We start from the raw sequence: 1,121 nt of genomic DNA, 5'->3' as shown, positions 1-1,121 counted from the left end.
CTCGACAGCGCGGCCATGCCGGTCGCGGTCGACGTCGACAGCGAGTTCACCACGGCAGCCTGTGACTGCAGCTGGCTGACGTTGACCGCATCGGTGGGAGCCGAACCGGCCGCCACGTTGGTCACCCGACGCTCGTAGCCCGCTGAGCCCACCGACACCTCGCCCGCCGGATTCGTCCCGGCGAGTGTCGCGGTACCCGGGTTATACGCGGCAACACCAAGGTTGGCGGTCGTGGTCGAGCCTGCGCCGAGGGCGACCGAGTTCTGCGCCGAGGCGTTCGCAGCCGCGCCGATCGCAGTGGCGTTCAGCGCGCTTGCCTGAGCACCGCGGCCCACGGCGAGGGTCTTGTCCGCGGTAGCTTTCGCCGAGTCGCCGAGCGACGTTGCGCCATCGCCGGCCGCCGTCGCGTTTGTGCCGATCGCCGTGCCGGTCCAGGTACCTGCTGTTGTGATACTGCCGTTCGCCGAAGAGGACATACCCACAGCCGTATTGCCGTTCCCATTGACCCCCGTCGATGCACGGTTGCCGACCGCTATGCTATAGCTGCCCGCAGCAGCGGCGGCCGCCCCCACGGCGGTGGCACTCGTGCCCGCCGCAACGGAGGTCCAGCCAAGCGCAACCGAGGATGTACCTGAGGCGGTACTCCAGGAACCCAGCGAGGCAGAGTTGACGCCGGTAGCTGCCGCATTAAAACCAAGGGCGGTTGACTGGTTGCCGGTTGCAATCGCGCCGGTGCCGACCGCTGCAGCCTTGGCGCCGGCAAGAGAATAGCCCCCCAACGCCACACCGTAGATGTCCTTTACAACAGCCGTGTCACCCAGCGCGGTGCCGCCGCCTAAGGACTTCGCGTTATCGCCGACCGCAGTGGAATAGATTGCCGGTGCGGGGTAATTCGGATTAACAAAGGTGTAGCCGCTTGGCGAGGTTGGGCTTGTGTCGGTTGTCGCACCGCTTCCAGCTACATATTCGGCCGCACGTGCATTGCCGGCAACACCCATTGCTGTTGCCGCCACAGCTGCCGCCACCGCAATGATCTTTGCCCTGCTGCGTTTTCCCGCCGCGCTCGTCAATTCTGAAGCAGCAACCCACGAACCAAGAGATTCATTCCAAATGCTTTTGTA

The 1,121-nt window shown here is 65.0% G+C and carries 1 protein-coding gene; it reads right to left on the bottom strand.

Going from position 1 to position 1,121, the window contains the following annotated elements:
* On the bottom strand, nucleotides 1-1,121 hold a 1,121-nt coding region (locus LJ656_RS34830), incomplete at both ends, for an ESPR-type extended signal peptide-containing protein (RefSeq protein WP_268998903.1).

The organism is Paraburkholderia sejongensis, assembly GCF_020880815.1.
Lineage (GTDB): Bacteria > Pseudomonadota > Gammaproteobacteria > Burkholderiales > Burkholderiaceae > Paraburkholderia > Paraburkholderia sejongensis.
Note: the sequence above shows the minus strand (reverse complement) of the source record. Positions and strands in the feature narration are given on the sequence as shown.